Genomic DNA, 26,801 nt, shown 5'->3' with positions numbered 1-26,801 from the left:
TGCATGGTGGGCACGCTTCGCTTTGCCCACCCTACGGCAGATTCTCCGGGACGGCGATCTACTGCATCCCCACCCGCCCGGCTTCCCAGCCCAGCATCGCCTGCTTGCGGGTGATGCCCCAATGATAGCCGGTGAGCGTGCCGCTCTTGCCGAGGGCGCGATGGCAGGGGACGACGAACGAGACCGGATTCTTGCCGACCGCAGCGCCGACGGCGCGTGAGGCCTTCGGGCTGTTGATGTTGCAGGCGATGTCGGAGTAGGACACCGCGCGGCCCATCGGAATCTTCAGCAGCGTCTCCCACACCCGCACCTCGAAATCGGTGCCGATCAGGACCACGCGCAGCGGCTGATCCGGCCGCCACAGCTTGGGGTCGAAGATGCGCGCTGCGAGCGGCGCGGTGCCGTCGTGATCTTCCACATAAGTGGCGTTCGGCCAGCGCCGCGTCATGTCGGCGAGCGCGACCTTCTCCTCACCGTGATCGGCGAAGGCGAGGCCCGACAGGCCGCGGTCGGTCGCGATCACGATCGCGGTGCCGAACGGCGAGGGATGGAAGCCGTACCGCAGCGTCAATCCTGCGCCGCCGTTCTTCCATTCGCCCGGCGACATCGCCTCATGGGTGACGAAGAGATCGTGCAGCCGGCCGGGGCCCGACAGACCGGAGTCGAGCGCCGCATCGAGGATGCTCGCGGAGTCTCTGAGCAGCCCCTTGGCATGGTCGAGGGTGAGCGCCTGCATGAAAGCCTTCGGCGTGATCGAGGCCCAGCGGCGGAACAGATGGTGCAGCTCATCGGGCGTGACGCCGGCCGCATCCGCCATCGCCTCGATGGTCGGCTGCGCGCGCCAGTTTTCCGAGATGAACGCGATCGCCCGGCGCACGGAATCATAGTCGCGCAGCGCGGCGTTCTGGGGGCCCGGCTTGGCCAGACGCTGATCATGTATGGCGAGTGTCATCATGACCGGAATGTAGGAGCGGGAAGGGTATGAAACCACCCGATTTCTGATCTGGAATCAGGTGATCGGATTGTAGGTCGGGCCCCGCTTGGCGGCGTTCAGCGCCTCAACCAAGCCTTTGTAAAAGCTCGCTTTTTCGTTCGGTCCCAGGAAGCGGGCGATCTGGACATGGTGACCGCGCGAGATCAGATAGAGATGCTCGATGCCAAAATCCTCGTCGATCTCCATGTCGAGCCGGACCCAGAGCGGATTGAACGTCCATTCGACGATCTGGCCGCGATCACTGATGCGTCGCACGCGCAATTCGGAAAGGGTGACCACGATCTCCTCGCTGGCCCGTGCGGCGCGGAAATTGGCCTTGAAGGCCCACCAGATCACGAGAACGTCGAGCCCGAAGAACCCCAATACCGGCCAGGCCCCCATCATCAGGAAGGCAAGGCCCGTGACGAAGCTGACAACGCTCAGGAACAGCATCACGGCGAGGAAGCCGGCGCGGTTCAGCGAGCGGTGTGGCGTCAGCAGCGCGGAGAAGATCTGCACTTCGCGCTGATCTTCGGAGCCCTTGCGCTCAATTTCGTTGCCTGTGCTCATCGTCCCTCAGTATATCCCGATCATGGCGAAAATCACCCGCAAGCCGGCTCCGCGCAAAGCGACCGTGCCGAAGAAGAAGGCAAAACCGGCCGCGGCCAAGCCGAAACCGCCCGCGAAAAAGTCGCGCAAAGCCGCAAAACCCTGGACGCCCGCCGAAATTCACGAGGCCTTCAGCCGTTTCCGCAAGGCCAATCCGGAGCCGAAGGGCGAGCTTGAGCACATCAATCCGTTCACGCTGCTGGTCGCCGTGGTGCTGTCGGCGCAGGCGACCGACGCCGGCGTCAACAAGGCGACGCGCGCGTTGTTCGAGGTGGCCGACACCCCGCAGAAGATGCTCGATCTCGGCGAGGCGCGCCTGCGCGAGTACATCAAGAGCATCGGCCTCTATCGCACCAAGGCCAAGAACGTCATTGCGCTATCGGCAAAAGTGCTCAGCGAGTTCGGCGGCGAAGTGCCGCGCACGCGCGCCGGGATCGAGTCGCTGCCCGGCGCCGGACGCAAGACTGCGAACGTCGTGCTCAACATGGCCTTTGGCGAACACACCATGGCGGTCGACACGCATGTCTTCCGCGTTGGCAACCGCACCGGGCTTGCGCCGGGCAAGACACCGCTCGAGGTCGAGCTCGGTCTCGAAAAGGTGATCCCGGCCGAGTTCATGCGGCACGCCCATCACTGGCTGATCCTGCACGGCCGCTATACCTGCCTCGCGCGCAAGCCGCGCTGCGAGGTCTGCCTGATCAACGATCTCTGCCGGTGGCCGGAGAAGACGGTGTGAGACAGTGCCGCGTCGGGCGCGTCACCGCATCTGTCGCGCCGGCTCGATCAGCTCGGGTCGCGAGCCGGACAGGCGCTTGTGCATGTGGACCATGAAGGCCATGCCGAAGATCGGCGTCGCCAGATTCACGATCGGGATCGAGACGAAGGCGGCGATGAACAGGCCGGCGGTGAAGATGGTCGCGGCATTGTCGCGCCGCATCGCCTTGGCTTCCGCAGGCGGGCGGAAGCGCATGGCCGCGAGCTCGAAATATTCCCGGCCGAGCAGCCAGGCGGCGGCGATGAAGAAGATCAGGAAGCCGGCGCCAGCGAATAGCACCAGCGGCAGCGCGGCGAGATAGACCAGGATCGTCAGCAATGCGGTCTTGACGCCCTCGAGGATTGCCTGGCTGAACGGCAGCGCGACACCGGGCCGCTCGGCGGGATAATGCTCACGCTCGACGATGTCGGCGACGTCGTCGACGAACAGGCTCGCCACCAGCGAGGTGATCGCGGGCATCAGGAAGATGCCTCCGAACACGACGCCGAGGCCGGCCGCGATCGAGACGATCCACGAGAGGACCTCGAGCGATGAGTGCCAGCCCGGCCCAAGCAGACCCTCGAGCCAGACCTCACCAGAGGTCGCAAACCAGCTGAGGAGCCGCTGCAGGCCGATCGCCAGCACGGTGATCAGCACCAGCGCCAGCCCGATCGATCGCCACAGGATCGAGCGCATCGGCGGCGAGATCATTTGCGACAACGCCTTCACGGCGGCATCCAGCATGGGGCACCCTCTCCCGAAACCACCCGCGAGAGGTAGACATGCAAGGCAGCTTCGGCAAGGGCGGGCGGCTCCGCCGCCGTCGGCTGCGACGCGGCGCGAATTCTTGCTTACCCTCCCCTGGAGGGGGAGGGTCGGCACGTGATCGAGCGAAGCGAGATTGCGTGACGGGGTGGGGTGATCTCTCCACTCGGGCATTGTTCGTTGCGGAGAGACCGTCACCCCACCCCGCTCGCGCTGCGCGCGATCGACCCTCCCCCTCCAGGGGAGGGTAAGAGCCGCTAAGCTCTCCTAGAGTAGCCTACTCATGCCGATGACCGTGACCGTGCTTCCGCGCCTTCACGTGCTTGCCCTCGCCGGTCGGAATCATCACCACGCGGCCGTAGCGCACGCCGCGTTCGGCGATGATGTGATCGGCGAAATGCTTGACCTCGGAGGCCGCGCCGCGCAGCGCCGTCATCTCCATGCAATTGTTGTCGTCGAGATGGACGTGCAGGGTCGCCAGCGCGAGGTCGTGATGGCCGTGGAATTCCTGCACCAGGCGTTTTGAGAGATCGCGGGCGCTATGGTCGTAGACATAGACGAGGCCGGCGACGCAGGGGCCGGTCTGCGCGGTGTCCTCGGTGCTCTGTTGCAGGCCGGCGCGGGCGAGATCGCGGATGATCTCGCTGCGGTTCTGGTAGCCGCGTGCTTCCGCCGCCGCGTCGATCTCCGCCAGCAGATCATCCTCGATCGTGATCGTAATTCGCTGCATCAGATGCTCCCTCGCGGCCCCTTCTTACCTCGCCCCGCCTGCGGGGAGAGGTCGTAATTCAAGCGTAGCTTGAATTACGGGTGAGGGGGAGCATTCCGCGAATGCAGCTGTTACCGCCTGTGTGGAGATGCCCCTCACTCCAACCCTCTCCCCGTAAGAACGGGGAGAGGGAGTACACCATCACAATCGCGTCGCACGCAGCCGCAGGGCGTTGCCGACCACGCTCACCGAGGACAGCGCCATCGCCGCCGCGGCGATGATCGGCGACAGCAGCACGCCGAAGGCCGGATAGAGGATGCCGGCCGCGATCGGGATGCCGGCGGCGTTGTAGATGAAGGCGAAGAATAGGTTTTGGCGGATGTTGCTCATGGTCGCCTGCGAGAGCTTTCGCGCCCGCACGATGCCGACGAGATCGCCCTTGAGCAGGGTCACGCCGGCGCTCTCCATCGCCACATCGGTGCCAGTGCCCATGGCGATGCCGACTTCGGCCGCCGCCAGCGCCGGCGCGTCGTTGACGCCGTCGCCGGCCATTGCGACGCTGCGGCCGGCCTTTTGCAGCTTGGTCACCACCGCGCTCTTCTGGTCCGGCAACACCTCGGCCTCGACATCGGCGATGCCGAGCTGTCGCGCCACCGCTTGCGCCGTCGTGCGGTTGTCGCCGGTCAGCATGATGACCTTGATGCCTTCGGCCGCAAGGGCCTTCAGCGCCTCCGGGGTCGAGGCCTTGACCGGATCGGCGATCGCGAAAAGGCCGGCAAGCCGGCCGTCGACGGCCATGCTGATCACGGTCGCGCCGTCGCCGCGCAGCCGTTCGGCTTCGGCGTCAAGCAGCTTGGTGTCGATGCCGATCGACGTCAGATATCTGGCATTGCCGAGCGCGATGGTCTTGCCGTCGACCTTGCCGGTCGCGCCCTTGCCGGTCGGCGAGTCAAAATGCTCGACTTGGCCAAGAGTGAGCTGCTTCTCTTTTGCCGCGCGCACGATCGCGTCGGCCAGAGGATGCTCGCTGGCACGCTCGACGCTGGCGGCGAGGCGAAGGACGTCATCCTCGGCAAAGCCGGCAGCCGGCACGATCGCCACCACCTTGGGCTTGCCCTCGGTCAGCGTGCCGGTCTTGTCGACCACCAGCGTGTTGATCTTCTCCATCCGCTCCAGCGCTTCGGCGTTCTTGATCAGCACGCCGGCTTGCGCGCCGCGACCGACGCCGACCATGATCGACATCGGGGTCGCAAGTCCGAGCGCACAGGGGCAGGCGATGATCAGCACGCTGACCGCGGCGACCAAGCCGAAAGCGAGCCGCGGCTCCGGTCCAAACCACGACCAGGCCGCAAAGGCGGCGATGGCGACGACAATCACCATCGGCACGAACCAGCCGGCGACCTGATCGGCCAGCCGCTGGATCGGCGCGCGCGAGCGCTGCGCGTCGGCGACCATCTGCACGATCTGCGACAGCAGCGTCTCGCGTCCGACCTTGTCGGCGCGCATGATGAAGCTGCCGGACTGGTTGAGCGTGCCAGCGATCACCTTGGCTCCGCTCTCCTTGGTGACCGGCATCGATTCGCCCGTGATCAGCGATTCATCGAGCGAGGAGCGGCCCTCGAGGATCACGCCGTCGACCGGCACCTTCTCGCCGGGACGAACGCGCAAGCGGTCGCCGGCATGCAGCGTATCGATCTCGACTTCATGCTCGCTGCCATCGGCATCGACGCGGCGCGCGGTCTTCGGCGCGAGCTGGAGCAGCGCCTTGATCGCGCCCGAGGTCGCATCGCGGGCGCGCAGCTCCAGCACCTGACCGAGCAGAACCAGCACGGTGATCACGGCAGCCGCCTCGAAATAGACGGCGACCGCCCCCTCATGGCCACGGAAGGTGTCAGGGAATATCTGCGGCGCGACGGTGCCGATGATGCTGTAGACATAGGCGACGCCGGTGCCCATCGCGATCAGCGTGAACATGTTGAGGTTGCGCGTCAGCAGCGACTGCCAACCGCGGACGAAGAACGGCCAGCCGGCCCACAGCACCACGGGCGTGGCGAAGACGAGCTGGATCCAGTTCGACAATGTCTGGTCGATCCAGTTGTGCGGGCCCGCGAGGTGGCCGCCCATCTCCAGCACCACGGCCGGCAGCGCCAGCGCGCCGCCGATCCAGAACCGCCGCGTCATGTCGGCAAGCTCCGGATTGGGCCCGGTCTCGAGGCTCGCGACTTCCGGCTCCAGCGCCATGCCGCAGATCGGGCAGGTGCCGGGGCCGACCTGGCGGATCTCGGGGTGCATCGGGCAGGTGTAGATCGTGCCCGCGGGCATCTCGGGCTCGGGCGCCCCGTCCTTCGCGAGGTACTTGGCGGGGTCGGCGGCGAATTTGGTGCGGCAGCCGGCCGAGCAGAAATGGAAGGTCTCGCCGTGATGTGTGAGGTGGTGCTTCGACGTCGCGGGATCGACCGTCATGCCGCAGACGGGATCGAAAACCTTGGTCGCGGCATCGCCATGGTCATGGGCGTGATGATGGACGTGGCCAGCGTGATCGCCGTGTCCGCCGCAGCAGGAGGACGCCGGCTCGGGCGCTGCGGGCTCGGCCTTGGCGGAACAACCGCACCCCGAATGTCCATCTGCGGCGTCGTGATGAGGCTTGTGTTCGCTGCTGTTCATTTCCATGCTCCGGCCTTGCCACCTATACCCGGTAGGGGTATATAGGCCGCATGCGCAAGGACATCAAGGCATCTGTCGGAAAACGTCTCGGCCGGATCGAGGGCCAGGTTCGCGGCCTCTCGAAAATGGTAGAGGAAGACCGCTACTGTATCGACATCGTCACGCAGATCTCGGCGGTGCGCGCCGCGCTGCGCCGGGTCGAGGAGGAGATCCTGAAGGATCACGTCGCCCATTGCGTCGAGCACGCCATCGCCAGCGGCGACAAGGCCGATCAGCGCGAGAAGATCGCGGAGCTGATGGCAGTGATCGGGCGGGCGGAGCGGTAATTCTCGTCATTGCGAGCGCAGCGAAGCAATCCAGACTGTCTCTGCTTAGGGATTCTGGATTGCTTCGCTGCGCTCGCAATGACTGTGGAGAGGGACGCGAGATAACTCCTCTTGCGTCGTCCTGGCGAAAGCCAGGACCCATACCGCGGAATCTATCGATCGCGTTCGGTAGGCGTACCGAACGAGGAGTCTTCGCCAAACTGCTCCCTGGGGTAATGGGTCCCGGCCTTCGCCGGGACGACAGTGGAGCTACGCCGCCCTCTCTCTTGCCCGGCCTCGCCGCCTTGGACGATACATCGCCAGCCTCTTCAGCAGCGGGACATGGCCGGCCATCTCGGCAGGTTGCTTGCTCACTTCCTCAGCCGAAATCTCAGCCGGCGTCTCTTCGTCAATCGCTTCAGGAACGAGCGGCGGCGCACGGAGCGTTTCTGGAAACACACTGAATGTGCCCGCCACCTCCTCGAGCGGCTTCTGCTTGTCGGCCCAGTGCAAGGCCGTGTAGTCGAAGCCGTGCACGATGGTGGGTTTGACGACTTCGAAATAGGGCGAGATGTCGAAGTCGCGGGGCATGTAGAGCGAGGAATCGCGGATGTGCAGGATCTCGCGGCGAGCAGCGCGGCTGCCGGCCTTGGTGATCTTCGGCAGGATCGGGTAGCGCACCGCGTCGAACGCTTGCGCGATCAGCGCCGAGCAGATGATCTTGGTCGGATCGCCCGATCCCAGCGCGATCATGCGCCGCCGCCAGCGCTGTGGCACCGGCAGCGGGAACAGGAAGCGCATGAGGTCGACGATGTTCTTGGTGTCGTAGCCGAATCCGATGCGATTGATCGCATAGCGGCAGACGGTGGTGCGGTCCTCATACGACAGCCCGACCGGGCGGCAGACGCGGGTATGATAGGGGAAATATTTCGACAAAGGCGCCGAGGTGACGCCCTCGCCGATATTGGCCTCGATCAGCACATGCGGCTCGCCGTCCGCCTCTTCCGCGCCCTCGATCGGACCGACATAGAGCGCAGCATGCGACCAGGTCGACTGCGTCAGATATTTGATGATGCCGGAGATGCGGTTGTTGCCCTCGACCAGCAGCACGTCGCCGGGCTCGATGACGCCGCGCAGGTGCTCCGGGTCGCTCGGCGTGAACGGCTCGTAGCCCGGCACCTCCTTCGAGAGGTACGCGGCAATCAGCTTGCCGACTGAGTCCAGGACCGTCCCCATTTCGAACTCCCCCCACGGCCTTTTCGGCCGTCTTTTTCCCTTCTCTATCATGGTCGAAACGTGTTGCAATTCGGTTCATCACTCTGTGAGATCAAGCACGATTGATTCACCATGATGGTTGCTGCGCAACATCAGATGCGGCAAGGTTCGCGGGCTGTTCCCGTTCGCCGCAAGTCCCCGGAAACCATGACATGACAATCACGCGCCGCGGTTTCCTTTCGGCGTCGGCGGCTCTTGCTGCGATGCCGGTCCTGCGTGCAACCGCCGCGACCCCGCCGCGGGAGGCTGACATCGTCGTGATCGGCGCGGGGGCTGCGGGAATTGCCGCAGCGCGGCGCATCATGGCCGCCAACCGCAAGGTTGTGGTGGTGGAAGCGGCGGCCCAGATCGGCGGCCGTTGCATCACGGACAGCACGACTTTCGGCACGCCATTCGACCGCGGCGCGCGCTGGATGCACAATCCCGAGACCAATCCGATGATCCGGCTGGCGCGCAGCGCCGGCCTCGACGTGCTGCCGGCGCCATCAGGTCAGAAGATGCGCATTGGCCGCCGCAATGCGCGCGCCGGCGAGACCGAGGAGTTCCTGGCCGCGCTGGTGCGCGCCAACCGCGCCATCGACGACGCCGCGCGCGGCAAGCTGGATACTTCCTGCGCCTCCGTGCTGCCGAAGGATCTCGGCGACTGGGCCGGCGCGGCCGAGTTCATGCTGGGCGCGGGCTTTGCGGGCAAGGATCTGAAGGAGCTTTCGGCGATCGACAAGACCCGCGCGCAGGACCGCAATGGCGCGATCGCCTGCCGCCAGGGTCTGGGGACGCTGATCGCGAAACTCGGCGAGCAGGCGCCGGTGGCGCTGTCGACGCCGGCGAGCCGGATCGTCTGGAGCAATCGCGACGTCGGCGTGGAGACCCCGAGCGGCAAGATCGCCGCCCGCGCCGCCATCATCACGGTCTCGACCAACGTGCTGACCTCAGGCGCGATCAAATTCGCGCCCGACATTCCGAAACGCACGTTAGACGCGGCATCGAAGCTCACCCTCGGCAGCTATGATCACATCGTGCTGCAACTGCCGGGCAATCCGCTCGGCCTGTCGCGCGACGACATCCTCATCGAGCAGAGCAACTCGACGCGCACGGCCCGCATGTTCGCCAATATCGGCGGCTCCTCGCTGTGTTCGGTCGACGTCGGCGGCTCGTTTGGTCGCGATCTCGCCGAGCAGGGCGAGAAGGCGATGACGGCTTTCGCGAAGGAGTGGATCACCAAGCTGTTCGGCAGTGAGGCTGCGGCCGCCGTGCAGAAGACCAGCGCGACGCGCTGGAATGCCTCGCCCTATGTCATGGGCGCGATGTCGGCGGCCTCGCCCGGCGGCCAGCTCTCGCGAAAGGTTTTGGCAGAGCCGATCGGCAACATGTTCCTCGCCGGCGAAGCCACGCATGAGACGCTGTGGGGCACGGTCGACGGCGCCTGGGAAAGCGGCGAACGCGCCGCGGAGGCCGCCTTGCGCAAGATCGGCGCGCTCAAGGACGAGCCGGCGGACGTGCCGACGCAGTCGACGAAGAAGCGTAGGGCCAAGCCGCCGCGGGATTGATTCAGTCGTCGTCCTGGACAAGCGCAGCTCTTGGCAACGCGTAGCGTTGTCCAGGGCGGAGCGCAGATCCAGGACCCATTACCCCAGGGAGGGATTTGGCGACGGCCAGTGGTCACCAACCCGGGCTAAAAATGTTGACCGGGATAATGGGTCCTGGCTTTCGCCAGGACGACGCGAGGATGGTTCAACGCAACACCCCATCCAGCACCGGCAATCCCGCAATCACCGCCATCGCGATCAGCGCGTAGCAGATGCCGCGAAACACTTTTTCGCTGGCGCGGCCGAACAGCGAGGCGCCGAACGCGACGCCGAGCGCGTAGACCGGGCCGACGATCAGCGAAAGCACGAGCGACTCGCGCGAGATCAGGCCCGTGGTCGCGTAACTGACCATCGAGAAGAAATCCGACGCGCCGAAGAACAGCACGATGTTGGCGCGCGCGACGAACGGCGCGATCGGGCGCCCGAGCCAGTAGCCGACGATCGGCGGGCCGCCGGTCTGAGCCAGCCCGCTACAGAATCCCGAGAGGCTGCCGATGCCGACCGAGAGCCAGGCGTGATCCTTGCCGCGATAGCGCCAGCCCGACAGCAGCAGGAGCAGCAGCGCAGCGACGAAGCAGGAGATGATCCAGCGTGTGGTGACGGGCTCGAGCACGCTGAGGAAATAGGTGCCAAGGGGCACGCCGGTCAGCGCGCCCAGCACGATCACGGCAGTGGCCTTGCGGTCCGCCTTGCGCCAGGCGTCGGGCAGGAGCGGCGCGGCCGCGACGAAATCGATCACGAGCAGCAGTGCAGCCACGAGCCGCGGCGCCGCGATGCTGCTCGCCAGCGGCATGAAGATCAGCGCCGAGCCGAAGCCGGAGAAGCCGCGGGCGGTGCCCGAAACGAAAGCGACGGCGCAGAGCGCCATCGCAATGGTGAGGCTGACGTCCATGGGAAGAAAGTCGGTGAGACTCATCCCCGCAAGGTGCCACCGGTCTTCTTCGTCACCTCGGCAACGACCTTCGCGGCCACAGCCTCAATCTCCTGGTCGGTCAGCGTCTTCTCGCGCGGCTGGATGGTCACCGCGATCGCGATCGACTTCTTGCCGTCGTCGATGCCCTTGCCCTCGTAGACGTCGAAGACATTGACGCCGGTGATCAGCTTCTTGTCGACGCCTTGCGCGGCGCGCACGATGTCACCGGCCTTGATGGTACGATCGACGATGAAGGCGAAGTCGCGCGAGACCGGCTGGAACGCCGACAGCTCGATCACAGGCTTGGCACGGGTCGGCTTTTTCTTCGCCTCGGGGATGCGGTCGAGAATCACCTCGAACGCCATCAACGGGCCGTCGGCGCCGAGCGCCTCGAGCGCGCGCGGGTGCATCTCGCCGAAATGGCCAAGCACGTTCTGCGGACCGATCTGGATCGTGCCCGAGCGTCCCGGATGCAGCCAGCCGGGACCACCGGCGACGATCTGAAGCGCCTGCATCGGCGCGCCCGCGGCGGCGAGCACCGCCAGCGCGTCCGCCTTGGCATCGAACACGTCGGCTTGCGCCGAACCGGACCAGTGTCGTCCCAGACCTTCCGAACAAGCAACACCGCGGCGCACGCCGCTCGCCGCCATGAACTGATCCTGCGGGCGGTCACCCCTGAACAGCTGCCCGACCTCGAACAGTGCGACATCGCCAAAGCCACGATCGGCATTGGCCTGCGCCGCGGCGATCAGGCCCGCCAAAAGGGTCGGGCGCATGTCGGACAGGTCCGACGCGATCGGGTTGGCGACTTCGAGCTCGCGCTGACCGCCGCCGAACAATTTTGCCGCAGGTTTTGCGATGAACGACCAGGTCACCGACTCGACCATGCCGCGGCTCGCCAGCGCGCGCCGTGCGCGGCGGGTGCGGAGCTGAAGCGGAGTCAGTACCGGCTTGCGCGCGTCCTCGCCGCGCTCGAACGGTGTTTCCGGCACCTTGTCGACGCCGAAGATGCGCACGATCTCTTCGACGATGTCGGCCTTCCCGTGCACGTCGGTGCGCCAGGAGGGGACTGCGACCTTCACCACAGGGCCCGGGCCCGCCATCATGAAACCGAGATGGGTCAGAATGCGCTTCATCTCTGCTTGCGGCACTTCGATGCCGGAGAGACGCTTGACCTCGGTGACCGGGAAATCGATCACGCGATCGTCGCCGAAGGCCTTGCCGACCACGGCGGTCTCCGACGGCGTGCCGCCGCACATCTCCATCACCAGCTTGGTCGCGAGCTCGAGCCCCGGCACCATGAAGGCGGGATCGACGCCGCGCTCGAAGCGGTAGCGCGCATCGGAATTGATGCCGAGCTTGCGGCCGGTCTGGGCGATGTTGATCTCGTTCCACAGCGCCGATTCGATCAGCACGTCGGTGGTGTTCTCGTCGCAGCCGGAAGCTTCGCCACCCATGATGCCGGCGAGCGATTCGACGCCGTGCTCATCCGTGATCACGCAGATCGCGGGATCGAGATTGTAGGTGCGGCCGTCGAGCGCGAGCAGCGTCTCGCCCTCGCGGGCGCGGCGCACGACGAGGTTGCCCTTCACCTTCTTGGCGTCGAACACGTGCAGTGGCCGCGCGCGATCGAAGGTCATGAAATTGGTGATGTCGACCAGCGCGTTGATCGGGCGCAGCCCGATCGCGGTCAGCCGCTTCTGCAGCCATTCCGGCGACGGCCCGTTCTTGACGCCGCGCACGAGGCGCAGCGCGAAGCCCGGGCACAGCGTGGCGTCTTCGACCGTCACTTTCACGGGGCAGGGGAATTCACCCTTGATCGGCTTGATCGTGGGGTCCTTGAACTTGCCCATGTCGGCGGCGGCAAGATCGCGCGCAATGCCGTGCACGCCTGTGCAGTCCTGCCGGTTCGGCGTCAGATTGATCTCGACCACGGGATCGCCGAGCCCGGCCCATTCGGCGTAAGCAGCGCCAACAGGCGCGTTCGCCGGCAGCTCCATGATGCCGTCATGGTCGTTGGAGATCTGCAGCTCGGCCGCCGAGCACAGCATGCCGCGGCTCTCGACGCCGCGGATGGTGCCGACACCGAGCGTGATGTCCTTGCCGGGAATGTAGGTGCCGGGCGGCGAGAACACGCTGACGAGTCCGGCCCGCGCATTCGGCGCGCCGCACACGACCTGCACCGGCGCACCGCCGTCACCGGTGTCGACCATGCAGACCCGCAGGCGATCCGCATTCGGATGCTGCTCGGCCGAGATCACCTTCGCAATGGTGAAGGGCTTGAGCGCCTTCGCCTTGTCCTCGATGTTCTCGACCTCGAGCCCGATCATGGTGAGCTTGTCGGCGAGCTTGTCGAGTGACTCGTCGGTCTCGAGATGATCCTTCAGCCAGGAGAGAGTGAATTTCATGGCTGTTTTTTCTCCGCAGGGACGGTCTGCTCCCTCTCCCGCTTGCGGGGGAGGGCTGGGGTGGGGGCTCTCTCCGCAACGGTGGTTGCGATTGTTTCGAGAACGCCGGCACGATTGGTCATGACATCGAGATTGCTGAAGCGAAGCACTTTGAAGCCCTTGGCTTCGATCAGAGCTGAGCGACGCGCATCGGCGCGCTCGCCTTCGTCCGAGAAGTGTTGGCCGCCGTCGAGCTCGATGACGAGCTTCGCTGAATGGCAAATGAAATCGGCGATATAGTTCTCGATCGGCACTTGGCGGCGAAAGCTGGCGCCATTCAGCCGGTTGCCGCGCAGCTCCGACCAGAGGATTCGCTCTGCATCGGTCGAGTTGCGCCTGAGCGCGCGCGCATTGGCGCGCAGTCTAGGTGACACTTTCCAGTCCGGATGCTTGGGATCAACCATCGGCAGCCCCATTGCCGAGAAACCCTCACCCCAACCCTCCCCCGCAAGCGGGGGAGGGAGTTCGACCTGTCGAGCAGACACAGAATACGTACCCACGAGACAAAGGCTACGCGCACGCTCCATCCGTTTCCTCCTCCGCTTGCGGGGGAGGGGTAGGGAGAGGGTTCTCTCCACGGAGGGAACGGAGAGAGTCTTCCTGTGTCCGAGCGTCGCCATCACGTGCTCAATCCTCCCGCTAGCGTCGGTACCTCCAGCGGCTTGAAGCCGTAATGGGATAGCCAGCGGACGTCGCTGTCGAACAGCTGGCGCAGATCGGCGATGCCGTATTTCAGCATGGCGATGCGGTCGATGCCCATGCCCCAGGCAAAGCCCTGGTACTCGTCGGGATCGATGCCGCAGGCGCGCAGCACGTTGGGATGCACCATGCCGCAGCCGAGAATCTCGAGCCAGTCCTCGCCCTCGCCGAAGCGGATCTCGCCCTTGTCGCGGCGGCACTGGATGTCGACTTCCAGCGACGGCTCGGTGAACGGGAAGAACGACGGGCGGAAGCGCATGTTGATATGGTCGACCTCGAAGAACGCCTTGCAGAACTCATGCAGGATCCATTTGAGGTGGCCGAGATGCGAGTGCTTGTCGATGACGAGGCCTTCGACCTGGTGGAATTGCGGCGTGTGGGTCGCGTCCGAATCGATGCGGTAGGTGCGGCCCGGGCAGATCACGCGGATCGGCGGCTTCTGGCTCAGCATGGTGCGTACCTGCACCGGCGAGGTGTGGGTCCGCAGCAGCATGCGCGAGCCGTCTTCTTTCGGATGAAAGAAGAAGGTGTCGTGCATCTCGCGCGCGGGATGGCCTTCCGGGAAGTTCAGCTTGGTGAAGTTGTAGTCGTCGGTCTCGATGTCGGGACCTTCGGCGACCGAGAAGCCCATGTCGGCGAAGATCGTGGTCAGCTCGTCCCAGACCTGGCTCAGCGGATGGATGCGGCCGGCTTCAGCCGCCGCATCGCGCAGGGGCAGGGTGACGTCGATGGTCTCGGCGGCAAGCCGCGCATCGAGCGCTGCCGACTTCAAGACGTCGCGCTTTGCTGCGAGCGCCTCGGTGACCTTGTCCTTGGCCTGGTTGATCGCGGCGCCCTGCGTCTTGCGCTCGTCCGGCGACATCTTGCCGAGCGTTGCGAGCAGCGCTGAGATCGAGCCCTTCTTGCCGAGGGCCGCGACGCGCACGGATTCGAGCGCCGCCTCATCGGTGGCGGCGGCGATGTCGGCGGTGATCTGGGCTTGGAGCTGAGCAAGATCGGTCATGGCAATCCCTTTTGGCCAGGATGCTGAGCCGATGATCCTAGCCCGTCACACCCGGCACTCTGCCGGGCATCCACGTCGGAGAAGTGTGTTTGCGCAAGAGATGACGGCCGGGGCAGTCAAAGCGCCAAGACAAACGCCAAGACGCGCCGCTGCCCGGGCCATCACAAGCTGAACGCTGCGCAGAGCACAGTGGAAGACGGCTTACGCCGCCAGCGCGGCTTTGGCCTTCTCGGCGATCGCCTGGAACGCGGCGGGTTCGCGGATCGCGAGATCCGACAGCACCTTGCGGTCCACGGTGATGCCCGACTTGGCAAGGCCGTCGATAAATCGGCTATAGGTCAGGCCGAACGGACGCACCGCGGCGTTGAGACGCTGGATCCAGAGCGCGCGGAAGGTGCGCTTGCGACGCTTGCGGTCGCGGAAGGCGTACTGCGCGGCCTTCTCGACGGCCGGCTTGGCGGCGCGAATGGTGTTCTTGCGGCGGCCGTAGAAACCCTTGGCGGCCTTGTAGACTTTCTTGTGCTTGGCGTGGGCGGTCACACCGCGTTTGACGCGAGACATGACAGAAATCCTTCAGAGATGACTTGGTTTTCGGATCGCCGCGCGTAAGCGGGGCGAGGTGGCAGTGACCGTGGACGCGATCAGGCGTTCGGCAAGAAGTACTTCTTGACGTTGTCGCCGTCGGTCTTGAACAGCACGCGGGTGCCGCGGAGCTGACGGATCTGCTTTTTCGTCCGCTTGATCATGCCGTGACGCTTGCCGCGCTGGGCGTGCATCACTTTACCAGTGGCAGTCACCTTGAAGCGCTTTTTAGCGCCCGATTTGGTCTTCAGCTTGGGCATTTGGCTCTCCTATGGCCGCAACAGAAATCCGCCCGTGAAGGCGGCTGGCCGTCTAAAATGCTCGTTAGAGCGTTGATTGTGCTCAGGTTTTACGAACAAGCGCGAAACCCGCACGGTACATCGCCACGGCAGCCCTTAATCAGCCGGGCGGTGAAGGCTGGGCTTATGACAGAGCGGGAGCCAAATGGCAACGATGAACCGCCGGAACCTGCCCGCCGACTATTTGGAGTTGCCACCCCCAATATCCACGCCTTCATGTCCGGAGCAGGACCAAAATGGCCGATTTCCCGCAATCGATTTCCACCTTTGCCCGCCCGCGCCGCCTGGCGCTGCTCGCCGTGCTTGCCGCCGCCATGATGCCTTCGACTGCCGATGCCCGCGCCGGCGGCTATGACGGCATCTGGAACGTCACCTTCGCCACCACGAGGGGCAATTGCAGCTCCGGCTACAGCGTTCCCTTCACCGTCACCGGCAGCCGGGTGTCGTCTGCCGGCGGCGGGCGGGTGTCGGGCAAGGTCAATCGCGGGGGCACTGTGGCGGTCCAGGTCTCGGTCGGCGCCTCCCACGCCAGCGGCGGCGGCCGGCTCGCCGGCATCAACGGCGCCGGCTCGTGGAGAGGCATCATCTCCGGCGACCAGTGCAGCGGCACCTGGCAGGCGACAAGGACGTAGGCGCCAAGCGTTCGATGTGCTCCATCCCCCGCTTGCGGGGAGGTTGCAGCAGCGCTCGCGGCTTGCACCTCGACCAAAACAAAACGGCCCGCCGGAGATCCGGACGGGCCGTTGAACTCTCGATCCTAACAAGCCAGCGTTAGCGCGGCGCCAGCACCATGACGACCTGGCGGCCCTCGAACCTTGCGTCCTGCTCGACCTTGGCGAGCTCGGCGACGTCGGTCTTGATCTTGTCCAGAAGCTTGGTGCCGATCTCCTGGTGCGCCATTTCGCGACCACGATAGCGCAGCGTGATCTTGACCTTGTCGCCCTCTTCGAAGAACCGCTGCATCGCGCGCATCTTCACGTCGTAATCGTGATCGTCGATCATCGGGCGGAGCTTGATCTCCTTGATCTCGACGGTCTTCTGTCGCTTGCGGGCTTCGGCGGCTTTCTTCTGAGCGGAATACTTGTACTTCCCGTAGTCCATGATCTTGCAGACGGGAGGGCTGGTATTCGGCGAAATCTCGACCAGATCCATGCCCACGTCCTGGGCCATCCGGATGGCGACGACGGTCTCGACCGTGCCTTTGTTCTCACCGGTCTGATCGATCAGCTGGATCTGCGCATTGCGGATATCATCATTGATGCGGGGCCCGTCTTTGCTGGCAGCGGGCGGAGCTTTATTAGGACGGCGAATGGGTGGTTCTCCAAAGTTGTGAAGGAAGCGGCCATTTTGAAGGAAGATGCGTTTGCCGGCAAGCAAGTCGCTCGTGCGAGACGCGAAAAACCCTCAAATGCGAGGCATTTTGGTCACGCCCGTTGGCACGCAGACGACATAGACACCTTGCTTCTGTTCCGCAAGCGTCCCAAAGGGCCAATGCCGACACCGAATTGAGCTGCGGGGCGCGACCAAACAGCTCAAACCGCACAGCCAGAGTAAACGTTCCATGATCAATGCAATTCCCGATACCGTGCTCGACTTCATTGATGTCGGCGAGGGCCCGTCCGCGCGCAGGATCGCGGTGCGCCGCCGTGGCGGAACGGGCCCCGGGCTGGTCTGGCTCGGTGGATTCAAATCGGACATGCAGGGCGGCAAAGCACTGGCGCTGGACGCCTGGGCCAGAGAGCACGGCCGCGCCGTGGTCCGGTTCGACTATTCCGGTCACGGCGAATCCGGCGGCGAGTTCGCCGATGGAACCATCGGGCGCTGGCTGGAGGAGAGCGTCGCGGTGTTCGAGCGCTTCTGCGACGGTCCGCAAATCCTGATCGGCTCCTCCATGGGCGGCTGGATGGCACTGCTGCTCGCGCGCGAGATCAAGAAGCGTCAAGAGCAACAGCAAGCCAAGGCCTCGCTGGCCGGTCTCGTCCTGATCGCGCCCGCGCCCGACTTCACCGAGGCGCTGATGTGGAAGAATTTCTCGCCCGCGGTGAAGAAGGAGATCGAGACCAAAGGCGTCTGGATGCGGCCGTCGGACTATGGCGACGGCTCGCCCTATCCGATCACGCGAAACCTGATCGAGGAGGGGCGCAATCACCTCGTGCTCGGCAGCGCCATCGATCTCGGCTGCCCCGTCCGTATCCTGCAAGGGGCGAAAGATCCCGATGTGCCGTGGCAGCACGCCTTCGCGCTGACGCATCGCCTGCCGGCCGACGACGTCGTGCTGACCATGATCCAGGACGGCGATCACCGCCTCTCCCGCCCGCAGGACATCGCGCGCATTCTTGCCGCGGTGGCGGAGATCGAGTGAAGTGTCTCTCTTCCTTCTCCCCTTGCGGGAGAAGGTGGCGCGAAGCGCCGGATGAGGGGTGGTTTCCGCGAACTCGAATAGACGTGTTCGCCGAGACAGACCCCTCACCCAAGCGAATGCGTATCAACGAGCGGAGCTGCCCTCTCCCGCAAGGGGAGAGGGCACAATAAGAAGCACCGGGAGGCAACACAATGACCACCACCACCGCCATGCTGCGCACCTTCTGCGATGCGGTCGAGCAGCGCAACGGCCGTGCCTTTGCTGAGCTGTTCACCGAGGACGGCGTCTATCACGACGTGTTCTACGGTGCCTTCGCCGGTCGCGCCAAGATCGCCGAAATGATCGATGACTGGTTCTATCGCACGGCAACCGATTTCCGTTGGGACATGCACAATCCCGTATCGGACGGCACCACGCTCTACGCGCGCTACACGTTCAGCTACAAATCGACCCTGCCGGAGGCGAACGGCGCGCGGGCGATGTTCGAGGGCGTGGCGATCATGACGCTGACGGGCGGCAAGATCGCCAGCTATCACGAGGTTGCCAACACTGCGCCGGCGTTCGTCGACCTGAAATTTGCGCCGGAACGGATTGCGAAGATCGTGGCCAAGCAGGGCGCCGAGCTGAAGGCGCGGCCGGAGATGCTGCGGCATCTTAGTTGAGCGCCGCTCTCTCCATTTCGTCATTCCGGGGCGCGCCCATTGGCGCGAGCCCGGAATCCATTTCACCTCTTGGCCCGCGGCCCGATGGATTCCGGATCTGCGCCTGACGGCGCATCCCGGAATGACGACAAACTACCGCTTCGACGGATTCACCATCGGCTTGCGCTGCGCCAGCGCGGCGACCGTGGCGGTGCCGATCGGGCCCTCTTCGTCATAGAGCCAGCATTCGCCGATCGCCACGCCGTCGGTGGCGTGGTGATTCACCACCTCGAAGCCGATCCACTTCGTGACCGGCAGGCGATGCAGATAGATCGTGACGTCGCTGTTGATGTAGCCGAGCCCCTTGTCGCCGGCGTTCGCAAACGGGCTGGCGAAATCGGCACCAACAGCGACATGGACGAACGGCGTCATCGGCACGCCCGCAACGAGCTCGCGCACCTCGCTCATCCAGAGCCGGCGCGGTCCAAGCGAGCCCATATGGCCGATGATCGGCCGCGTCGTCCATTTGCCGTTCATGCCGAGCCTGGGATCGGTCGGCTTTAGAATGTCGGCCGGCTTCGGCACGTCCCAGTTCGGCGGCGACCAGATGTTACCTTCCGGATTCTGCGTCCGCCGCAACAGCTGGCACGAGGCGCGCGCCATGCTGACTCCGCCGGAGACGAACTCCGCTTCCAACACGCGGATGCGCAAGCCGTCGCGCACGAGCCGCGTCGTCACTTCGATCGGCTTGTCGATGGTCGGCAGCCGAAACATGTCGACGGTGAGTCGTGCCGGCACGAATTCGGGGCCGGAATAGCGCTCCTCGATGGCGAAACCGAGCAGGCCGATGATGACGCGCCCGTGCAGCGATTTCGGGTCCCATGGACCGTTGGCGACTTCCGTCGGATGGAATGTGTCGCCGTCGCGGGTGAAGAAAGGCATGTTTGTCATGACGCGCGAGATTGAAGAAACGCGCTTGGAAATCAAGATCGTACAGGGTGCCGAACGGCGCTCGCGCTCGCGTCATTGCGAGGAGCTCTTGCGACGAAGCAATCCAGACTGCCTCTGCGGAAAGATTCTGGATTGCTTCGCTGCGCTCGCAATGACGGAGGATGTGGCACTGACGCTGGTTCGATGTGAGTCGCGGATGAGGAAAATTTCAGGAGGCGGCGCGCCACTCCTCACGCACGCTCTCGTCAGACTCTCCATCCATCGCAGCGCTCTTCAACGCCGCAAGCTCCTCCTCCGACATTAACTGCCCCAACGCCCACACCGCGGCCCCGCGCACCAGCGGGCTCGCATCCTCCAGCAATCGCCGCGCCTCCGCAGCCAGGGCCCCCTCCCCGGAATTGCCGATCGCGATCAGCACGTTCCGCACAAAACGATCGCGGCCGATGCGCTTGATCGGCGACTTCGTGAACAGCGCGCGAAACGCCGCATCGTCGAGCCGTGCCAGTTCAGCGAGATCAGGCGCGCGCAATTCGTCGCGCGCGGCGAGCTTGGTCTCGCGCCCCTCCTGCGCGAACTTGTTCCAGGGGCAGGCGGCAAGGCAATCATCGCAGCCATAGATGCGATTGCCGATGGCTTTGCGAAATTCGTGCGGGATCGGCCCCTTGTTCTCGATGGTGAGATACGAGATGCAGCGCCGCGCATCGAGCTTGTAGGGCGCAGGAAACGCGGCAGTCGGGCAGATGTCGAGACAGGCGCGGCACGAGCCGCAATGGTCGATCTCCGCATCGTCGCGCGGCAGCTCCAGCGTGGTGTAGATCGCGCCGAGGAACAGCCAGGAGCCGAACGCGCGCGAGACGAGATTGGTGTGCTTGCCCTGCCAGCCCAGATGCGCGGCTTGCGCCAAGGGTTTCTCCATCACGGCCGCAGTGTCGACGAACACCTTCACGTCGGACGGCGCGGTCGCGACCAGCCAGCGCGCCAGCGCCTTCAGCCGCTTCTTGATAAGGTCGTGATAGTCATCGCCCTGCGCATAGACCGAGATCGCCGCACGCGTGCTCTGCTTCAGGATCGCAAGCGGATCCTGGTCGGGGCCGTAATTGACGCCGAGCATGATCACCGAGCGTACGTCCTGCCACAGCCCGCGCGGATCGACGCGGCGCTCAGGGCTTGCGGCCAGCCAGTCCATGTCGCCATGGCCGCCGGATGCGATGAATTCGAGAAAATATTTTCCGGCGCTCTCGATCGTGCCCGGTGCGGTGATGCCGATGCAGTCGAAGCCGAGCGCGCGGGCTTCGCGCGCAAGCGCCGTCTTCAGTTCAGCCGGATCGGAGCTCAGAAATCCAGGTCCACGTAAGTCCGCGACGCCGGCACGCCGGCCAGCCATTCGCTGAGCAGCGGACGGAACGACGGGCGGGACTTCACCCGCGCGTACCACGCCTTTGCTGCGTCGTCCTCGCTCCATGGCACGTCGCCCAGATAGTCGATCGCCGAGAGATGCGCCGCGGCGGCGAGATCCGCGTAGGTGAGCCGGTCACCCGCGAGGAAGTTACGCGTCTGCGCCAGCCAGCCGATATAGGCCAGATGATAGCGCACGTTGGCCTTGGCGGCGCGCATCACGTCGGCCGAAGGCGGGCCGCCGCCGTCCTCCTCGCTCATGAACCGCTTGTAGATGCGCTCGGTGACGAGAGGGTGCGAGACCTCCTCGAAGAATTTTTCGTTGAACCAGGCCATCAGCCGGCGCACCTCGACCCGCTCGCCGATCGTTTGCGGCATCAGGCGCTTGGGTCCCATCTCGGCGCCATGGGCCTCGTCGACATATTCGGCGATGATCGCCGCGCCCGGTATGGGCGGCTGCTCGTCGTCCACCAGAACCGGCGTCGTTCCCGCCGCATTGAGCAGCAGAAACGCCTCGCGCCGCTCCCAGCTGCGCTCTTCGACCAGCTTCAGGTCGAGCCCGTATTCGCCCGCGATCAGGCGGATGAAGCGTGAATGCGGGCAGAACGGATGATGAAACAGCGTAAACATGAAGCCTTTGACTATTTGATGGTGCTTAAGAATCCATCAATGTTTGTGCGGCGCCACACTAGTTCCTCAAAACCGCGAAGCAAGGGCGTGATGTCGCATTTTGCGATTGCGGCATGGGAGCGAATAGGCGAGAAGAGCCCCGCTTTTCCAGCCGAAATGGACCGTAAATATGTCAGATGCAATACGGGCAGTGATCCTCGGCATCATCGAGGGTGTGACCGAGTTCCTTCCCGTGTCCTCGACCGGCCACCTCTTGCTTGCCGAGCGCTTCTTCCACCTCGGCGAAGGAGCCTTCTGGGATTCGTTTACGGTTCTGATCCAGCTGGGTGCGATCCTCGCGATCGTCGGGCTCTACTTCAGGAAGCTCTGGGACGTCGCGATTGGCCTGTTCACGGGCGATGCCTATGCGCGCCGCTTCGTGATCGGCGTGCTGGTGGCGTTCCTGCCGGCCGTGATCGTCGGCCTCGTCGCCGGCAAGTACATCAAGCTCATGCTGTTCAATCCGTGGGTCGTGTGCTTCACGCTGATCGTCGGCGGCGCCATCCTGCTCTGGGTCGACAGGCTCGAGCTCAAGCCGCGCGAGTTTGATGCCACCAAGTTTCCGCTGTTGATGTATCTCTATATCGGCATCGCGCAGTGCGTGGCGATGATCCCGGGCGTGTCGCGTTCCGGCGCCAGCATCGTGGCCGCCATGCTACTCGGTGCGGACAAGCGCGCGGCGGCGGAGTTCTCGTTCTTCCTCGCCATCCCCACCATGATCGGCGCGTTCGCCTACGATTTCTACAAGAACCGCTCCGAGATGACGATGGATCACATGAACATCGTCACGATCGGCTTCGTGGTGTCGTTCATCACCGCGATCATCGTGGTCAAGACGTTTTTGACCTACGTCACTCGGCACGGTTTCATGCTGTTCGCCTGGTGGCGCGTCATCGTCGGCACGCTCGGCCTGGTCGCGCTGGCGCTGGGGCACTAAAGCGCCTGGCTGTAGCCCGGATGGAGCGCTAGCGTAATCCGGGGCCGGCGTCGCTTGTTGCACGATCCCGGATTGCGCCATCGGGCGGCGTTTCGCGCCGATCCGCTAGCTCCATCCGGGCTACGCCGCTCGGCTGGAAGAGCGTTTTCAACGCAAAATAAGCTTTTGATCGGTAGTCAGTTTCCAGCGCCGGGCGGAGCCCGGCACAGGAGCTGAACCATGACCCTCGTCAGCGGCTGGGGGCGCTTCCCGGTCGTCGATAGCGATGTGCTGCGGCCGCGCTCGTTCGCGGCGGTGGGCGAGGCTGTCTCGGCTGGCACCGTCGCGCGCGGCAATGGCCGCGCCTATGGCGATGCCGCGATCGGCGCCGCCAGAACCGTCGCGATGACGGGATTCGACCGGATCAGGTGGTTCGATCCGGCGACCGGACGCATCCGCCTCGAGGCCGGCGTGCTGCTGTCGGACCTGATCGAGACATTCGGCCCACGCGGCTTCCTGCCCTTCGTCGTTCCCGGCACGCGCTTCGTGTCGATCGGCGGCGCGATTGCGGCCGACGTTCATGGCAAGAACCATCATTGCGAGGGCGGCTTCGGCCGCTATGTCGAGAGTATTTTGCTGCGAACCGGACAGGGCGAGGTGATCGAAGCCTCGCGCGAACAGAACTCCGATGCGTTCTTTGCGACCGTCGGGGGCATGGGCCTGACCGGAATCATCCTGGAAGCGACGATGCGGTTGCGTCCGGCCGAAACGGGATGGATCCGCGAGCGGGTGATCTCCGCATCCGACCTCGACGCGGCGATGCGCGCGCTCGATGCGAGCGATTCCGCGACCTATTCGGTGGCCTGGATCGATTGTGTCGCGGGCGGCAAGGATCTCGGCCGCGCGCTGATTTATCTCGGCGAGCACGCCGGCAAAGACGAGCTCGCCGCTGACGCCGCTGCATTCCCTGTCGGCAAGGATCCCGGCCTCCGCGTGCCCGTCGATCTGCCCTCGATGACGCTGAACCGCACCAGCATCCGCGCCTTTAATGAGCTCTACTACCGCATGGGCGCGCGGCGCGCCGGCGGCAGCCAGGTGGTCTCGCTCTATCCGTATTTCTTTCCGCTCGACAGCCTCAAAGACTGGAATCGCATCTATGGCAAGCGCGGCTTCCTTCAGCATCAATGCGTGGTCCCGGAGCAGGGGGCACGCGCGGTGCTCGGCGACATCCTCGAGCGCGTCGCGCGTCGCGGCGATGCCTCCTTCCTCGCCGTGCTCAAGAAGCTCGGGCAGGGCGACGGCATCCTGTCGTTTCCGCTGCCCGGCTACACGCTGGCGCTGGATTTCCCGCTGAGGGGCGACATCCTGAATTTCCTCGACGAGATCGATCGCCTGGTCGTCGCTGCCGGCGGCCGGCTGTATCTCGCCAAGGATGCGCGTCAGTCGCGCGCGACGTTCGCCGCCGGCTATCCGGCCTTGTCGCGCTTCAACGCGATCCGCAAATCGCTCGATCCCGCCGGGACCATCCGCTCGAAACTTTCACAACGCCTGTTTGATGAGGTCTAGGCCGTGACGTCACGCAAGTCCGTATTGGTGCTGGGTGGCTCCTCCGATATCGGCCGCGCCGCCGCGCGCGCCTTTGCCAAAGCGGGATACGATGTCGGCCTCGCCGGCCGCGACGTCGCCGTGCTGGAGCCTGATGCCGCCGATCTGCGCGCGCGCTACAACATCGAGGTCGGACTCTATAAATTCGATGTGCTCGACACTGCGTCGTTCGAGAGCTTTGTCGGCGGCCTGCCGGCGTTGCCTGACGTCGTTGTCTCGATCGTCGGCCTGCTCGGTGTGCAGGAGACCGCCGAGAGCGATCTCGCCCACGCCACCACGATCATGCGCTCCAACTACGAAGGCCCGTCGCTGATCCTCGGCCTGTTCGCCGAAAAGTTTTTAGGCCGCGGCAATGGCACGATCGTCGGCGTGTCGTCCGTTGCCGGCGATCGCGGCCGCGCCTCGAACTATGTCTATGGTTCGGCCAAGGCCGGCTTCTCCGCGTTCCTGTCGGGCCTGCGTGCCCGCGCCAGCCGCGGTGGCGTGCACGTCGTCACCGTCAAGCCCGGCTTCGTCCGCACCAAGATGACGGAAGGCATGAAGCTGATCGGCCCGCTCACGGTCGAAGCGCCGGTGGTCGGCGATGCGATCCTTCAGGCCGTCGAGAGCAAAACCGACGTCGTCTATGTCAGCGGCAAGTGGCGCCTGGTGATGCTGATCATCAAGACGCTGCCCGAAGCGGTGTTCAAGAAGCTGAAGTTTTGAGGTGTATCCGCACCGGCGGTGCGCTCCCTCCCCCGCTTGCGGGGGAGGGTCGGGGAAAGGGTGTCTCCACAGAGAGACTCCCGATGACGAGAAAGCCCTCACCCGCCGCTTCGCGGCGACCTCTCCCGCAAGCGGGAGAGGTGTCAACCTCACGCGCTCTTGCGCTGAAACTGGCCCGCCGCGCGGAAGCGCCAGAGATATTGCGGGGCAATGGTGTCGAGCGAATCGGCCGTGATGCCGAGCCCTTCCAGCGTCAGGCCCGCCGCCTTCGCCGCATCCGACACGACATTGTCGAGCTCGAGCATCGTGACCTGGTCCGGTGTCAGCTTCAGCGCGCCCGGCGCGAATTGCAGGAAGTTAGCCTTGAAGCGGGCGAGCCCGAACGGCAGCGGGATCAGCATCCGCTCGCGATTGGTGATTGCGAGGATGGCCTCGATGATCGCGCGCATGGTCAGCACGTCCGGCCCGCCGAGCTCGTAGGTCGCGCCCGCCTTGGCCTTGCCGTCGACGGCGTCGGCGATCGCAGTGGCGACGTCGGCGACATAGACCGGCTGTACCTTGGTCTCGCCGCCGATCAGCGGCAGCACCGGCGAAATCCGGGCCAGCGCGGCAAAGCGGTTGGTGAACTGGTCCTCGGGCCCGAACATCAGGGAGGGACGGAAGATCGTCGCCGACGGCACGGCTGCCCTTACCGCCTCCTCCCCGGCCGCCTTGGCCTTGGCGTAGCGCGAGGGCGATTTGGCGTCGGCGCCGATGGCGGAGACATGCACCAGGCTGGCGCCGGCGGCCGCCGCCGCCTTGGCGACGGTTTCGGCACCCTTGGCCTGGACGGCGTCAAAGGTCTGCTGGCCGCCCTCGGTGAGGACGCCCACGAGGTTGATCACGACATGCGAATCACGCAGCGCCGCCTCGACCGAGGCCGGATAGCGCAGGTTCGCCTGCACGGTGTGGACCTGCCCAACCTTGCCGGAGGGCTGGAGGTATCCGGCCAGTTCCGGCCGCCGCACCGCCACCCGGATCCGGTAATCGCGCTTGCACAGGGCGCGGACGACATTCCGGCCCAAAAACCCCGATCCGCCGAAAATCGTGACGAGCGTGTCCAGATTCGATGCCATGGGGGTCGGTTCCTGCAGGTGGGGTAACGTGTTGTCAGGCTTGTATCGGGCCGGTTTGCGATGCGCAATCGGCATCCCAATGCAGGCTTCACGCATGAATTGACAACGGCGTCACCGAACCGTAGTAACCGCCTCCGTGCCCCAAACGGCATGCCCAGGTGGTGGAATTGGTAGACGCGCTGGCTTCAGGTGCCAGTGGCTTAACGGCCGTGAAGGTTCGAGTCCTTTCCTGGGCACCATCCCCAACCCAAGTGGTTGAAATCGCTCATTTGCAGGGAAATTGAGCCGCTAACCGGTACACAAGGCCGGGACACAGCGTTTATGGACTCTAGGAGTCCCGGATCTCCAATTTCATCATCATTGCCTTTCGGAAATCGGGAGTCAAAGGTCGCAACAGTCGTCAGTGCGACCGCGCCCGCTATCGAGTGGATGATCTTGGTCATCGGATCCCGCCGTTTTCGAAGCGAGCTACGCGACGCAGATGCCGGGCACGGCGACCTTCTGGAACAGGTGCGGAGAGGCGACGGCGGACGAGGGATAGGCCGAGATCTTCGATCTGAACTCAGGGTGCGTGAACGCAGCCCGGAAGTGGGCGGTCGATTCCCAGACGGCATAGTTCAGATAGGTCGGGCTTTCGCCGATCGCGCGGTGAAGCTGGGTGGAGATGAAGCCCGGCTGCCGCTTCATGAAGGCGGCATCGTCCTGCCAGACCTGGAGGAAGCTCTGCTCGTCGGCCTTGTCGAGCGTGAAGACATTCACCAGCACGACAGGGCTGGTATCGATGCCGAGCTGACGATCGATCGGAAAGGCGGGGTCCAGTGGGCGTAGGTGCGACATGAAGCCTCCGTGAGGTTGGTTG

The 26,801-nt window shown here is 64.8% G+C and carries 27 protein-coding genes and 1 tRNA gene; 10 read left to right on the top strand and 18 right to left on the bottom strand.

Annotated elements, in window-relative coordinates; genetic code table 11:
* Positions 1-58 precede the first annotated feature (58 nt).
* Positions 59-955 carry a methylated-DNA--[protein]-cysteine S-methyltransferase gene (locus ACNJX8_RS00685; RefSeq protein WP_128944534.1) on the bottom strand — a complete coding sequence of 299 codons (897 nt, stop codon included), beginning with the start codon at positions 953-955 and terminating at the stop codon, positions 59-61.
* A gap of 54 nt (positions 956-1,009) precedes the next feature.
* On the bottom strand, positions 1,010-1,543 hold the full coding sequence (locus ACNJX8_RS00680) for a DUF2244 domain-containing protein (protein ID WP_439359258.1): 534 nt from the start codon (positions 1,541-1,543) through the stop codon (positions 1,010-1,012).
* Between the two features lie 22 nt (positions 1,544-1,565).
* Between ACNJX8_RS00680 and nth the strand changes: the two genes are divergently transcribed.
* On the top strand, positions 1,566-2,318 hold the full coding sequence (gene nth, locus ACNJX8_RS00675; RefSeq protein ID WP_439359257.1) for an endonuclease III: 753 nt from the start codon (positions 1,566-1,568) through the stop codon (positions 2,316-2,318).
* A gap of 21 nt (positions 2,319-2,339) precedes the next feature.
* Here the strand turns inward: nth and ACNJX8_RS00670 are convergent, their stop codons facing one another.
* The 3 genes from ACNJX8_RS00670 to ACNJX8_RS00660 all read right to left on the bottom strand — a co-directional run bounded on the left by ACNJX8_RS00670 (position 2,340) and on the right by ACNJX8_RS00660 (position 6,474).
* A complete protein-coding gene (locus ACNJX8_RS00670; protein WP_128930467.1) occupies positions 2,340-3,080 on the bottom strand; it encodes a sulfate transporter family protein in 741 nt (246 codons plus the stop codon).
* Positions 3,081-3,378: 298 nt separating this feature from the next.
* Positions 3,379-3,831, bottom strand: a complete 453-nt coding sequence (nikR, locus tag ACNJX8_RS00665) for a nickel-responsive transcriptional regulator NikR (protein ID WP_128930466.1) — start codon at positions 3,829-3,831, stop codon at positions 3,379-3,381.
* Between the two features lie 180 nt (positions 3,832-4,011).
* Entirely contained in the window at positions 4,012-6,474 is a 2,463-nt protein-coding gene (locus tag ACNJX8_RS00660) for a heavy metal translocating P-type ATPase (RefSeq protein WP_439359256.1), read from the bottom strand.
* Between the two features lie 50 nt (positions 6,475-6,524).
* On the opposite strand from ACNJX8_RS00660, the gene ACNJX8_RS00655 reads away from it, so the two are divergent.
* Entirely contained in the window at positions 6,525-6,800 is a 276-nt protein-coding gene (locus tag ACNJX8_RS00655) for a metal-sensitive transcriptional regulator (protein WP_024338640.1), read from the top strand.
* Between the two features lie 249 nt (positions 6,801-7,049).
* Here the strand turns inward: ACNJX8_RS00655 and ACNJX8_RS00650 are convergent, their stop codons facing one another.
* Positions 7,050-8,015 (bottom strand): YiiX/YebB-like N1pC/P60 family cysteine hydrolase, encoded by a 966-nt coding sequence (locus tag ACNJX8_RS00650; protein ID WP_128930462.1) that lies wholly within the window; start codon positions 8,013-8,015, stop codon positions 7,050-7,052.
* A 191-nt stretch (positions 8,016-8,206) separates the two neighbouring features.
* On the opposite strand from ACNJX8_RS00650, the gene ACNJX8_RS00645 reads away from it, so the two are divergent.
* Complete coding sequence (locus ACNJX8_RS00645; protein ID WP_439359255.1) at positions 8,207-9,601, top strand: flavin monoamine oxidase family protein; 1,395 nt, start codon at positions 8,207-8,209, stop codon at positions 9,599-9,601.
* Between the two features lie 184 nt (positions 9,602-9,785).
* Here the strand turns inward: ACNJX8_RS00645 and ACNJX8_RS00640 are convergent, their stop codons facing one another.
* From ACNJX8_RS00640 to rpmI, 6 genes are all read right to left on the bottom strand, one after another.
* Positions 9,786-10,556, bottom strand: coding sequence for a sulfite exporter TauE/SafE family protein (locus ACNJX8_RS00640; RefSeq protein ID WP_439359254.1), 771 nt, complete (start codon positions 10,554-10,556; stop codon positions 9,786-9,788).
* Positions 10,553-12,961: a phenylalanine--tRNA ligase subunit beta gene (gene pheT, locus ACNJX8_RS00635; RefSeq protein ID WP_439359253.1), complete on the bottom strand. Its 2,409-nt coding sequence runs from the start codon at positions 12,959-12,961 to the stop codon at positions 10,553-10,555. The genes ACNJX8_RS00640 and pheT overlap by 4 nt, the downstream gene beginning before the upstream one ends.
* Complete coding sequence (locus ACNJX8_RS00630; protein ID WP_439359252.1) at positions 12,958-13,404, bottom strand: endonuclease domain-containing protein; 447 nt, start codon at positions 13,402-13,404, stop codon at positions 12,958-12,960. The genes pheT and ACNJX8_RS00630 overlap by 4 nt, the downstream gene beginning before the upstream one ends.
* A 215-nt stretch (positions 13,405-13,619) precedes the next feature.
* Positions 13,620-14,702 carry a phenylalanine--tRNA ligase subunit alpha gene (gene pheS / locus ACNJX8_RS00625; protein ID WP_439359251.1) on the bottom strand — a complete coding sequence of 361 codons (1,083 nt, stop codon included), beginning with the start codon at positions 14,700-14,702 and terminating at the stop codon, positions 13,620-13,622.
* 201 nt (positions 14,703-14,903) lie between these two features.
* Entirely contained in the window at positions 14,904-15,263 is a 360-nt protein-coding gene (gene rplT / locus ACNJX8_RS00620; RefSeq protein ID WP_027528250.1) for a 50S ribosomal protein L20, read from the bottom strand.
* A gap of 80 nt (positions 15,264-15,343) precedes the next feature.
* A complete protein-coding gene (gene rpmI, locus ACNJX8_RS00615) occupies positions 15,344-15,544 on the bottom strand; it encodes a 50S ribosomal protein L35 (RefSeq protein WP_008539890.1) in 201 nt (66 codons plus the stop codon).
* Positions 15,545-15,819: 275 nt separating this feature from the next.
* On the opposite strand from rpmI, the gene ACNJX8_RS00610 reads away from it, so the two are divergent.
* Complete coding sequence (locus ACNJX8_RS00610; protein ID WP_128940740.1) at positions 15,820-16,215, top strand: hypothetical protein; 396 nt, start codon at positions 15,820-15,822, stop codon at positions 16,213-16,215.
* Positions 16,216-16,354: 139 nt separating this feature from the next.
* Here the strand turns inward: ACNJX8_RS00610 and infC are convergent, their stop codons facing one another.
* Positions 16,355-16,894 carry a translation initiation factor IF-3 gene (gene infC, locus ACNJX8_RS00605; protein ID WP_128937058.1) on the bottom strand — a complete coding sequence of 180 codons (540 nt, stop codon included), beginning with the start codon at positions 16,892-16,894 and terminating at the stop codon, positions 16,355-16,357.
* A 250-nt stretch (positions 16,895-17,144) separates the two neighbouring features.
* Here infC and ACNJX8_RS00600 point away from each other — a divergent pair, with 250 nt between their 5' ends.
* Positions 17,145-17,945, top strand: coding sequence for an alpha/beta hydrolase (locus tag ACNJX8_RS00600; protein ID WP_128930456.1), 801 nt, complete (start codon positions 17,145-17,147; stop codon positions 17,943-17,945).
* A 191-nt stretch (positions 17,946-18,136) separates the two neighbouring features.
* Complete coding sequence (locus tag ACNJX8_RS00595) at positions 18,137-18,607, top strand: nuclear transport factor 2 family protein (RefSeq protein ID WP_439359250.1); 471 nt, start codon at positions 18,137-18,139, stop codon at positions 18,605-18,607.
* A gap of 132 nt (positions 18,608-18,739) precedes the next feature.
* Here the strand turns inward: ACNJX8_RS00595 and ACNJX8_RS00590 are convergent, their stop codons facing one another.
* From ACNJX8_RS00590 to ACNJX8_RS00580, 3 genes are all read right to left on the bottom strand, one after another.
* Positions 18,740-19,537 carry an acyl-CoA thioesterase domain-containing protein gene (locus ACNJX8_RS00590; RefSeq protein ID WP_439359249.1) on the bottom strand — a complete coding sequence of 266 codons (798 nt, stop codon included), beginning with the start codon at positions 19,535-19,537 and terminating at the stop codon, positions 18,740-18,742.
* Between the two features lie 208 nt (positions 19,538-19,745).
* Positions 19,746-20,921: a tRNA epoxyqueuosine(34) reductase QueG gene (gene queG, locus ACNJX8_RS00585; protein WP_439359248.1), complete on the bottom strand. Its 1,176-nt coding sequence runs from the start codon at positions 20,919-20,921 to the stop codon at positions 19,746-19,748.
* A complete protein-coding gene (locus ACNJX8_RS00580) occupies positions 20,870-21,562 on the bottom strand; it encodes a glutathione S-transferase family protein (RefSeq protein WP_128930451.1) in 693 nt (230 codons plus the stop codon). The genes queG and ACNJX8_RS00580 overlap by 52 nt, the downstream gene beginning before the upstream one ends.
* Positions 21,563-21,731: 169 nt before the next feature.
* On the opposite strand from ACNJX8_RS00580, the gene ACNJX8_RS00575 reads away from it, so the two are divergent.
* The 3 genes from ACNJX8_RS00575 to ACNJX8_RS00565 all read left to right on the top strand — a co-directional run bounded on the left by ACNJX8_RS00575 (position 21,732) and on the right by ACNJX8_RS00565 (position 24,827).
* The gene (locus ACNJX8_RS00575; RefSeq protein WP_249758921.1) at positions 21,732-22,538 is read left to right on the top strand and encodes an undecaprenyl-diphosphate phosphatase; all 807 of its coding nucleotides are present in this window, start codon (positions 21,732-21,734) and stop codon (positions 22,536-22,538) included.
* Positions 22,539-22,757: 219 nt separating this feature from the next.
* A complete protein-coding gene (locus ACNJX8_RS00570) occupies positions 22,758-24,083 on the top strand; it encodes an FAD-binding oxidoreductase (protein ID WP_439359247.1) in 1,326 nt (441 codons plus the stop codon).
* A gap of 3 nt (positions 24,084-24,086) precedes the next feature.
* A complete protein-coding gene (locus ACNJX8_RS00565) occupies positions 24,087-24,827 on the top strand; it encodes an SDR family oxidoreductase (protein WP_439359246.1) in 741 nt (246 codons plus the stop codon).
* A gap of 149 nt (positions 24,828-24,976) precedes the next feature.
* Here ACNJX8_RS00565 and ACNJX8_RS00560 read toward each other — a convergent pair whose 3' ends face one another.
* Complete coding sequence (locus tag ACNJX8_RS00560) at positions 24,977-25,942, bottom strand: complex I NDUFA9 subunit family protein (RefSeq protein ID WP_439359245.1); 966 nt, start codon at positions 25,940-25,942, stop codon at positions 24,977-24,979.
* A gap of 152 nt (positions 25,943-26,094) precedes the next feature.
* On the opposite strand from ACNJX8_RS00560, the gene ACNJX8_RS00555 reads away from it, so the two are divergent.
* Positions 26,095-26,181 (top strand) — tRNA-Leu (locus tag ACNJX8_RS00555).
* 229 nt (positions 26,182-26,410) lie between these two features.
* Here ACNJX8_RS00555 and ACNJX8_RS00550 read toward each other — a convergent pair.
* Entirely contained in the window at positions 26,411-26,779 is a 369-nt protein-coding gene (locus ACNJX8_RS00550; RefSeq protein ID WP_128940732.1) for an antibiotic biosynthesis monooxygenase family protein, read from the bottom strand.
* Positions 26,780-26,801 lie beyond the last annotated feature (22 nt).

Source organism: Bradyrhizobium sp. SPXBL-04, from assembly GCF_051853035.1.
In the GTDB taxonomy this organism is placed as follows: domain Bacteria; phylum Pseudomonadota; class Alphaproteobacteria; order Rhizobiales; family Xanthobacteraceae; genus Bradyrhizobium; species Bradyrhizobium zhanjiangense.
This window is presented reverse-complemented; position numbering and strand designations above follow the sequence as displayed.